This window comes from Microbacterium sp., assembly GCF_049650565.1.
Taxonomy (GTDB): Bacteria; Actinomycetota; Actinomycetes; order Actinomycetales; family Microbacteriaceae; genus Microbacterium.
In genome coordinates this window covers 1-9,239 of the sequence record NZ_JBASAK010000070.1, presented here as the reverse complement: position 1 = coordinate 9,239, position 9,239 = coordinate 1, and the positions used below count along the sequence as shown (strand labels likewise).

The 9,239-nt window shown below is 70.2% G+C and carries 7 protein-coding genes; 3 read left to right on the top strand and 4 right to left on the bottom strand.

The genetic code is table 11. The features are described 5' to 3' along the window. Positions 1-373: 373 nt before the first annotated feature. Both WA967_RS12315 and WA967_RS12310 read right to left on the bottom strand, forming a co-directional pair. Entirely contained in the window at positions 374-988 is a 615-nt protein-coding gene (locus tag WA967_RS12315; RefSeq protein ID WP_424422976.1) for a MazG family protein, read from the bottom strand. A gap of 64 nt (positions 989-1,052) precedes the next feature. Continuing rightward, positions 1,053-2,219: a Na+/H+ antiporter NhaA gene (locus WA967_RS12310; protein WP_424422974.1), complete on the bottom strand. Its 1,167-nt coding sequence runs from the start codon at positions 2,217-2,219 to the stop codon at positions 1,053-1,055. 83 nt (positions 2,220-2,302) lie between these two features. Between WA967_RS12310 and WA967_RS12305 the strand changes: the two genes are divergently transcribed. Further along, positions 2,303-4,969 carry a phosphoenolpyruvate carboxylase gene (locus tag WA967_RS12305; protein ID WP_424422971.1) on the top strand — a complete coding sequence of 889 codons (2,667 nt, stop codon included), beginning with the start codon at positions 2,303-2,305 and terminating at the stop codon, positions 4,967-4,969. 141 nt (positions 4,970-5,110) lie between these two features. Continuing rightward, positions 5,111-6,478 carry an NADP-specific glutamate dehydrogenase gene (gdhA, locus tag WA967_RS12300; RefSeq protein WP_424422968.1) on the top strand — a complete coding sequence of 456 codons (1,368 nt, stop codon included), beginning with the start codon at positions 5,111-5,113 and terminating at the stop codon, positions 6,476-6,478. Between the two features lie 89 nt (positions 6,479-6,567). On the opposite strand, the gene WA967_RS12295 is transcribed toward gdhA, so the two are convergent. After that, positions 6,568-7,164: a gamma carbonic anhydrase family protein gene (locus WA967_RS12295; protein ID WP_424422965.1), complete on the bottom strand. Its 597-nt coding sequence runs from the start codon at positions 7,162-7,164 to the stop codon at positions 6,568-6,570. Positions 7,165-7,330: 166 nt separating this feature from the next. Here WA967_RS12295 and WA967_RS12290 point away from each other — a divergent pair, with 166 nt between their 5' ends. Next, positions 7,331-8,209, top strand: coding sequence for an SDR family oxidoreductase (locus WA967_RS12290; RefSeq protein WP_424422963.1), 879 nt, complete (start codon positions 7,331-7,333; stop codon positions 8,207-8,209). A 148-nt stretch (positions 8,210-8,357) separates the two neighbouring features. Here WA967_RS12290 and cydB read toward each other — a convergent pair. Beyond that, positions 8,358-9,239 (bottom strand): cytochrome d ubiquinol oxidase subunit II (gene cydB / locus WA967_RS12285; RefSeq protein ID WP_424422960.1); only part of this gene is annotated, 882 nt, incomplete at its 5' end.

Here is a 9,239-nt window from a genome sequence, read left to right as displayed (position 1 = left end):
CGTGCGCGCGGTAGCGCTCGCGGATGACGGCGAGCACGCGCTCGCGACGGGCCTTGTCAGCGGGGAGGAAGTCGCGCATTCCGCGCGGCGGGTTCACGGTTGCCACCCGTCCATCTTTCCAGGTCTGACGAGTATGCCCGTCCGTCCCGTTCGCTGATGGGACTTCAGCTCCCTGGCAGGGAGCCACATGTCGGGTATGCGGCGTGAGAACCGGAATCCGGCTCCCGAGAAGCCAAATGCCGACGGTGGGACTTGAGAATCGGCATCCGGCATCCAGCTCCCGAGAAGCCAAACGTCGGCGATGAGGCCTGAGAACCGGCACTCGGCTCCTGGACAGAGAAGAGAGAGTCGAGCGGATGCCGGTGCCGCGGCGTTATCGATCCAGGCCGGCCTCGGCCGCGCGGACCTCGTCCTCCAGCAGCCGGATGCGCTCGCGCAGCGCGCGCTCGGCATCCCAGCCGTTGGTACGGGCATGGGCGACCAGGGCGATGAGCGCGTCGCCGAGGGCGGATTCGGAGTCGACGCGTTTCGTCTCGCCTTCGGCTCGCTCAACGACCGGAACGACCTTCGCCGCCCGCCCGAGCACCTTCTGCGCCCTCGCGAGCGCGGGCATGCCGGCGGGCACGCCGTCGAGCACGCTGCGCCGCTCGCGCTTCTCGGCGGCCTTGGCCGCGTTCCAGTGCACCAGCACCTCTTCGGGAGTCCTCGCCACGGCACCCCCGAAGACATGCGGATGTCGGCGCACCATCTTCTCGGTGAGCCCGCGCGCCACGTCGTCGATGTCGAACGGGTCATCCGGATCCTGCGCGGCGACGGCGGAGTGGAACAGCACCTGCCAGAGCAGGTCGCCGAGCTCCTCCCGCAGGCCCGCACGGTCCTCGGTCTCGACGGCCTCGATGACCTCGTGCGCCTCCTCGATCAGGTACGGCACCAGGTCGCGGTGCGTGATGCGCTGCGACCACACGCAGCGCTCGCGCACGTGACGCATGGTCTCCGCGGCGGCCCGCAGCGGGTCGGAGGCATCCGAGAGCGGGTCGATCACGGCTTCCTCCTCACGCGGCGCTCTTCGCCAGCGTCCGATAGTGCCTGGCGCGCATCGACACGAACGCCCCGGACAGCACCAGCGCGATCAGCGATCCGCCCAGCACGCCCAGAATCGCCTCGTCACGCAACGGACCTTCCCCGGCGAACGCGAGATTGGCCAGCAGCAGCGAGACGGTGAAGCCGATCCCGCCCAGCACGCCGGCAGCGATGAGATCCGGCAGCACCAGCGCGGGTGCCGTGCCGCGTGGGCGGATCTGCAGGCTCAGCCAGCCGAACAGCGTGATGCCGATGACCTTGCCGACGGGCAGCGCGATGAGGATGCCCCAGAACGCCGGCGACAGCTGCAAGGGCGACACCTGCGGGATGACGACGAACGCCGCGACGAAGGCGAACACCGGCAGGATGAGTCCGTTCACGGTGGGCTCCAGCGCGTGCCGCACGCGCTCGGCGGGCACGGGCGCCATCACCAGGCCCAGCAGCACGCCGGCGATGGTCGCGTGAATGCCCGAGAGGGCCATGCACCCCCAGGCGATCAGGCCGACCACGCCCATCGCCACGGCGATGCCCGGATGCCCGGTGGCGTGCAGCCAGTGGCTGAGCGCCCAGAACGCCACCACGGCCGCGACCGACAGGCCGAACATCAGCCAGTCCACGTTGTGCGCGAACAGCACGGCGATGAACACGATGCCGATGATGTCGTCGAGAATGGCCAGTGCCAGCAGGAACACCCGCACCGCCGAGGGCAGTCCCTTCCCGAACATGGCCAGCACGCCGAGCGCGAAGGCGATGTCGGTGGCCGTGGGGATCGGCCAGCCGACGTGGGTCGCTCCTCCCCCCGCGACCAGCAGGTAGATGAGGATCGGCACGATCACGCCGCCGCCGGCGGCGATCGCGGGCTGCACCGCCTTGCTCAGCGAATTCAGCTCGCCGTGCGTGAGCTCGTGTCGCAGCTCGATGGCGACCACCAGGAAGAAGATCGCCAGCAGACCGTCGGCCACCCACTCGTGCACGGAGAGGTCCAGCGCGGTGCCGGGGATGGCGATATGCCCATCCAGCACGACGGCGATCCCGTCATGCGCAGGCAGGTTCGCGAACAGCAGCCCGAGGGCCGCGGCGGCGAGCAGGAGGGCGGCGGGGAACTGCTGTCCCCGTAGTGGATTGGCCGTGATGCGCATCCCCACCATCGTAGGTCGTGACCGTTCGCGGGGCGGCCGTCACGAAGCACGGGCCCGTCCGGAGCCCGAGTTACGCTCGGGTCATGACCCTCGAGCCGACGAACACCGAAGCCATCCGAGTCATCTCCCGTTTCGAGGCGTCCAACGGCATTCCCGACAGCATGCGCGCCGACGTGCGCATGCTGGGCGGGCTGCTCGGTCAGGTTCTCCGGGAGTCCGGCACGCCGGGCCTGTTCGAGGACGTCGAGCGGCTCCGGCTGGCCGCCATCCAGGCGGCGGATGCCGACGACGAGGCCTTCGCGCGGGCGGCATCCATCGCGGAGTCGTTCACCATCGAGCGCGCCGACGAGGTCGCACGCGCGTTCACCTGCTACTTCCATCTGGTGAACCTCGCCGAGGAGCACCAGCGCGTGCGCGTGCTGCGCGAGCGCGCCGGCCGGCCTGGCCGGGAGGGCGCGACCGACACCGTGGCCGCCGCGTTCGCGCAGCTGCGCCAGGAGATCGGCGATGCCGAGGCCAGAGCCCGCCTCGCCGAGCTGCGCTTCCACCCCGTCTTCACCGCACACCCCACCGAGGCTCGCCGTCGAGCGGTGTCCAGCAGCATCCGTCGCCTGTCCGATCTGCTCACGCAGAACGACGCGGCAAGCGCCGGTGGCGCGGAGCAGAAGCGCGCGCACCGCCGGATGCTGGAAGAGATCGACACACTCTGGCGCACCGCGCCGCTGCGGGCCCAGAAGCCGTCGCCCACCGACGAGGTGCGCACGGTGATGAGCGTGTTCGACGAGACGCTGTTCACCACCGTTCCGCACGTGTATCGGCGGATCGATGACGAGCTCCGTGGCGAGGGATCGGGCAACGGCGCCCCCCTCGTCCCGGCATTCGTGAGGGTGGGCACGTGGGTGGGCGGTGACCGTGACGGCAACCCGTTCGTCACGGCATCCGTCACTCGCGAGGCCGCCGGCATCGCCGCCGACCACGTGCTGCGCGGCATCGAGCGCGCCATCGAGCGCATCGGCCGCACCCTCACCCTCGACGCCGAGGGCACCCCGCCCAGCGCCGAGGTCGTCGCCCAGTGGGAGCGGTTCGAACAGGCGCACCCGGAGCTGGCCGCCGCCATCGCCAAGCGCTCCCCGGACGAGCCGCACCGCCGCGTGCTGCTGGCGCTCGGACACCGAGTGCTGGCCACCCGCACCGGCGAGGACGACGCCTACCGCGCACCCGAGGAGCTGCTGGCGGACCTGCGGACCGTGCAGTCGTCTCTTGCGGATGCCGGCGCCACCCGCCACGCGTTCGGCGGCGTGCAGCACCTGATCTGGCAGGTGGAGACCTACGGCTTCCACCTGGCCGAGCTGGAGGTGCGCCAGCACTCGCAGGTGCACGCCGAGGCGCTCGCGGAACTGGACGCAGGCGGCGAGCTCAGCGAGCGGACGCAGGAGGTGCTGGAGGTGTTCCGCGCGATCGCCGACATCCAGGGCCGTTACGGCCTGCGCGCGACCGGCCGCTACGTGGTCTCGTTCACCCGCTCGGCCGCCGATCTGCAGAACGTGCACCGCCTGGCCGCGTACGCCCTGGGCGAGAACGCCCCGGTGCTGGACGTCGTACCGCTGTTCGAGACCTTCGCCGACCTTCAGGCGGCACCGGGCATCCTCGCCGAGGTCATCGAGTTCCCCGAGTTCAAGGCGCGACTCGCGGCCACGGGCAATCGACTGGAGGTCATGCTCGGCTACTCCGACTCCTCCAAGGACGTCGGTCCGGTGGCGGCCACGCTGGCACTGTACGACGCACAGCGCGACATCGCCCAGTGGGCGGTGGATGCCGGCATCCGCCTCACCCTGTTCCACGGCCGCGGCGGTGCGCTGGGCCGCGGCGGCGGACCCGCCAACTCGGCCATCCTCGCCCAGCCGCCGCACTCCGTCGACGGCCGGTTCAAGCTCACCGAGCAGGGCGAGGTGATCTTCGCCCGCTACGGCGAGCCCGCCATCGCCATGCGCCACATGGACCAGGTCGCGGCCGCCACGCTGCTGGCATCCTCCCCGACGGTCGAGAAGCGCACCAGCGGCGCCGCCGAGCGCTTCGCGCCCATCGCCGCGACTATGGACGTCGCCTCGCGCGAGCGGTTCTTCTCCCTCGTGCACGCCGACGGATTCGCACCCTGGTTCGCGACCGTCACGCCCATGGAGGAGATCGGCCTGCTGGCGCTGGGCTCGCGGCCCGCGCGCCGCGGGCTGTCGGTGGAGTCGCTGGAGGATCTGCGCGCCATCCCGTGGGTGTTCGCCTGGACGCAGGCGCGCATCAACCTGGCGGGCTGGTTCGGACTGGGGTCGGCTCTGGATGCCGTAGGCGACGAGCAGGCGCTGCGCGAGGCCTACCGCGAATGGCCGCTGCTGCACACCATGGTCGACAACGTCGCGATGAGCCTGGCCAAGACCGACGAGCGCATCGCCGCGCAGTACCTGGCCCTGGGCGATCGCGACGACCTCGCCGCCATCGTGCTGGGCGAGCTGCGGCTGACCCGCGACTGGGTCATCCGGCTCACCGGCGGCGAGAGCCTGCTGCAGAACAAGCCCATCCTGCAGCGCGCCGTGCAGCTGCGGACCCCCTATGTGGACGCGCTGTCGCTGCTGCAGCTGCGGGCGCTGCGCGCCCTGCGCACAGCGGCGACCACTGCGCCTGCGCCCGATCCCGATCTGCAGCGCCTGCTGCTGCTCTCAGTGAGCGGGGTCGCCGCCGGCCTGCAGAACACCGGGTGATCGGCCCCGATCGGGCGGGCTGACACGTTTGCTAGGGACCCCTAACAGCCGATGTAAAGTGAGACTCCAGCCTGATCCGGCGAAGCATCATGCGACACGATCGCTCGCATCCCCATTCATATTCCGAGAAAGCTTCCCCGCGTGACCGATACCACTGCCGATTTCCATCCGCTCAGCGCCGCCGCACAGCCCGTCTTCGACACGGTGCGCGCGCTCAACCCGAACGAGCCGGAGTTCCACCAGGCGGTGCACGAGGTGCTGCACTCCATCGGCCCGGTGCTCGAACGTCACCCGAAGTACGTCGAGAACGGCGTGCTCGAGCGGCTCATCGAGCCCGAGCGCCAGATCATCTTCCGGGTGCCGTGGATCGACGACGCGGGCCAGCTGCACGTGAACCGCGGCTACCGGGTGCAGTACAACTCGGCTCTCGGCCCGTACAAGGGCGGTCTGCGCTTCCATCCCACCGTGAACATCTCGATCATGAAGTTCCTCGGCTTCGAGCAGATCTTCAAGAACGCGCTCACCGGTCAGGGCATCGGCGGAGCCAAGGGCGGCGCGAACTTCAACCCGCACGGACGCAGCGACGCGGAGATCATGCGCTTCTGCCAGTCGTTCATGAACGAGCTGTTCCGCCACATCGGCGAGCACACCGACGTCCCCGCCGGTGACATCGGCGTGGGCGGCCGCGAGATCGGCTACCTGTTCGGCATGTACCGCAAGATGACCAACCGTCATGAGACGGGTGTGCTCACCGGCAAGGGCATCGGCTGGGGCGGCGCCCAGGTGCGCACCGAGGCGACCGGCTACGGCGCGGTGTTCTTCGTGCAGTCGATGCTGGCCGTGCACGGCCAGACACTCGAGGGCAAGCGCGTGGCCGTCTCGGGCTCGGGCAACGTGGCGCTGTACGCCATCGAGAAGGCACAGCAGCTCGGAGCTCGGGCTGTCACGGCATCCGACTCCTCGGGCTACGTGCTCGACGACGCCGGCATCGATCTGGAGCTGCTCCGCCAGATCAAGGAGGTCGAGCGCGGCCGCATCGTCGAGTACGCCCGACGCCGCCCCGGTGCCACCTTCGTCGAGGGGGGCAACGTCTGGGAGACCCCGGTCGACATCGCCATCCCGTCGGCTACACAGAACGAGTTGAACCTCCAGTCCGCGCAGACGCTGATCGCCAACGGCGTGCGCGCTGTCGCCGAGGGCGCCAACATGCCCTCCACCCCCGAGGCCGTCGGCGAGTTCCAGAACTCCGAGGTGCTGTTCGCGCCGGGCAAGGCCGCCAACGCCGGCGGCGTGGCCACTTCGGCCCTGGAGATGAGCCAGAACGCGTCCCGCCAGCGCTGGAACTTCGCCAACAGCGAGCAGAAGCTCCGCGAGATCATGACCGACATCCACGACGCGTCGTTCCGCGCCGCCGAGCGCTACGGCGCCCCCGGCGACTACGTGGCGGGTGCGAACATCGCCGGCTTCGAGCGCGTCGCCGACGCGATGCTGGCGCAGGGCGTCATCTGATCGAAACTCCTCTGCACCGTCGAGACCCCTCGTGAATCGCGTGATTCACGAGGGGTCTCGGCGTTCAGCAGGGACGCACCGAGCGGGGGTCAGACCTGCTGGTCGTGCCGGTGGCGAGCCAGGGAGCTGGCGTAGCGCTCGGTGAGCTGGACCATCAAGTCGGGGGTGTCGCGATCGACGCCGAACACGTAGCCGGGGAAATCCAGCTCGGGCTGCAGTGCCGCGATCTTCTCATCGTGGTCGGGCGAGAGCAGCTGCGCCGGGTCGCCGACGGCGATCCAGCCGATCGGGACCACGCTCCCGTCCGGCAGGATGCAGCGCCGATGCACGATCGCGTTCACGCGGATCTCGCAGTGCGAGCCGACGCGTGCGCCATTGAAGACGCGGGCGCCGGATGCCAGGAACGACTCCGCCCCGATGTCGGCACCCGCGACGGACGACAGCGTGCCCAGCAGCGAATGGTGGCCGACGTGCACGGCATCCGCAGCCGTCGCGCGGATGAGCGCGTTCTCCATGACGATCACGTGCTCGCCGAGCACGATGGGCCCGCCTTCGGCGGTGATCACGGCGCCGTGCAGCACCTGACAGCTCGGCCCGATCTCCACATCGCCGGAGATCACAGCGGTCGGCGCCACGACGGCGGTGTCGTGGATGCGGGGCCGAGCCCCGAGGTGCTCGTACATCATGCGGCCAGACTAGTCGCGGCATCCGCTCGCGCACCACGGATGCCGCGTGTCGGGCCCTGCGGGCGCGAAGGCGACCGACGTTGCTATCGTTTCAGGCATGCAATGCAGATGAGCCCGTCGCAATCATCCGCCGCGCTCGCGGCATCCTCAGCTCGAAGGACTCATCATGCACCTGCCCCTGTCCGGAAGGACCGCGCTCGTCACCGGCGTCTCACGCCGCGCCGGTATCGGCTTCGCCGTCGCCACGACTCTCGCCTCGCTCGGAGCCAGCGTCTTCATCCACCACTACCGCCCACACGACCTGGACCAGCCCTGGGGAGGCGACGACCTCGCCGCCGTGCGACAGGGCATCCGGAATGCCCTCGTCCCCGGCGCGCAGCAGGGCGATCTGCACGCCGATCTGCGCGACACCAGCACCATCGGACCGCTCATCGACGAGGCAGCGGCTCTCACCGGGCAACTCGACATCCTGGTGTGCAACCAGGCACTGAGCGGCTCCGACGGCAGCATCCTCGACATGACCGCCGATCACCTCGACGCGCACTGGCAAGCGAACGCGAGAGCCACCCTCCTGCTGACCGCGGAGTTCGCACGCCGCACCCGCTCTCGACTCGGCGCGCCCGATGCCGAGACAGCGGCGCGTCCCGGAGATCGGGGCGCGTCGTCGCGGCCGTTCGAGAAGCCCACCGGGCACGTGATCTGGATGACCTCGGGTCAGCTGGACGGGCCGATGCGCGGCGAGGTCGCCTACGCGACCAGCAAGGCCGCGCTGGCCGGTGTCACGAAGACCGTTGCCGCCGAGCTGCTGGATGCCGGGATCGTGCTCAACACCGTGAACCCCGGCCCGGTGGACACCGGGTACCTGGACCCTGCCACGACCGACCGCGATCTGAGCTGGGTCCCCGAATTCCTGGCGTCCACTCCCTTCGGCAGGTTCGGACGGCCTGAGGACCCGGCTCGGCTGATCGGATGGCTGTGCACGGACGCCGGCTCGTGGGTGGTCGGTCAGGTGATCAGCAGCGACGGCGGTTTCACGCTGCGGTGACCGCCGGCGACAATGCCCTGCTTCGTGGCGCGTGCGCTTCGCGCGGGGATGTGCGCCGCGCGCGGACGAATACCCGAAATCCGCCCGCGCGAAGCGCACATCCCCGCGGCCGGCGCTCGCCGCACACGCACTCGATCCGCTCCGCCCCTCAGCGCGCCCGGAGCACCGCCGGCAGCACGATGTGCACCTCGGGGATCATCCCCGGCGTCACGCGCTTGCGGAAGATCCAGTAGCTCCAGGCCTGATACAGCACGATCACCGGCAGCGAGATCCCCGCGACAACGGTCATCACACCCAGTGTGTACGGGCCGTTGGCGGCGTTCCACACGGTCAGGTCGAACGCGGCATCCACTGTCGAAGGCAGCACCAGCGGGAACATCCCGGCGAAGATCGACGCGGCGCCGAACAGCCCGAATCCCGCGTACCCCGCGAACGCGATGCCCTCGCGCCTGGCCCGTGCCGCGACCCAGCCGACTGCGGCAGCGACGGCGGCCAGCGCGACCAGCGCCCACGACAGCACACTGCCGCCGTGCTCGAACTGCACCAGGATGGCCCACCCGGCGGCGGGCACCAGGCACAGCGGCGCCCAGCGCGCCGCGAAGCGCCCGGCCCGCTCGCGCACGGGGCCATCCGCCTTCAGGCCCAGGAAGGTCGCCGAGTGCGCGAGAGCGAAGCCGACCACGGCCAGGCCGCCCAGCAGGGCGGGCAGCGTGAGCCACACGAACGGTCCGCCGACGCGGTCGCCGTTGGCGTCCAGTGGCAGCCCGGTCGAGGTGAGCGCGAGGGCCGCGCCGATGCAGAACGCGACGATCAGGGAGCCGACGCCGATCAGCCAGGTCCACATCGTGCGCCACCGCTCGGTGTGCAGCTTGCCGCGGTACTCGATGCCCACGGCCCGCACGATCAGCCCGACCAGGGTGATGGTCAGCGGCACGTACAGGGTGGAGAACAGCGCGGCGTACCAGGCGGGGAAGGCCGCGAACATGGCGGCGCCGGCGGTGATCAGCCACACCTCGTTGCCGTCCCAGAT

Bases quoted from the DNA above. Each gene is read 5' to 3' on its own strand.
- WA967_RS12305 (WP_424422971.1), top strand. From the start codon at position 2,303: ATGACCCTCGAGCCGACGAACACCGAAGCCATCCGAGTCATCTCCCGT.
- WA967_RS12290 (WP_424422963.1), top strand. From the start codon at position 7,331: ATGCACCTGCCCCTGTCCGGAAGGACCGCGCTCGTCACCGGCGTCTCA.
- WA967_RS12295 (WP_424422965.1), bottom strand. From the start codon at position 7,164: ATGATGTACGAGCACCTCGGGGCTCGGCCCCGCATCCACGACACCGCC.
- WA967_RS12315 (WP_424422976.1), bottom strand. From the start codon at position 988: ATGCGTCACGTGCGCGAGCGCTGCGTGTGGTCGCAGCGCATCACGCAC.
- WA967_RS12310 (WP_424422974.1), bottom strand. From the start codon at position 2,219: ATGCGCATCACGGCCAATCCACTACGGGGACAGCAGTTCCCCGCCGCC.